Consider the following 248-nt stretch of genomic DNA (forward strand, 5'->3'; position numbering starts at 1 on the left):
CGGCCCGTGCGTCCGATTCCGGACTGCACTTCGTCCATGATCAGCAAAATGCCGTGCTTCTCGGCAACCGCTTTCAGTTCGCGATGAAAGCTCGGCGGAGGGACGATGTAGCCTCCTTCGCCTTGAATGGGTTCGACGATGATGCCCGCGACTTCATCCGGCGGCACGGTTCGTTTGAAAAGGTCCTGCAACTGATCGAGTGTGTGAGCGCAACATTCTTCGAGCGAGCCATGCATGAGATACGGATT

The 248-nt window shown here is 56.9% G+C and carries 1 protein-coding gene; it reads right to left on the reverse strand.

Features of this window, described 5'->3' with window-relative positions:
* A partial coding sequence (locus tag KZZ06_RS21805; protein ID WP_219582003.1) for an aminotransferase class III-fold pyridoxal phosphate-dependent enzyme occupies positions 1-248 on the reverse strand: 248 nt, incomplete at both ends.

Origin of the sequence: Sulfitobacter sp. CW3 (assembly GCF_019392245.1) — a bacterium.
Taxonomy (GTDB): Bacteria; Pseudomonadota; Alphaproteobacteria; order Rhodobacterales; family Rhodobacteraceae; genus Sulfitobacter.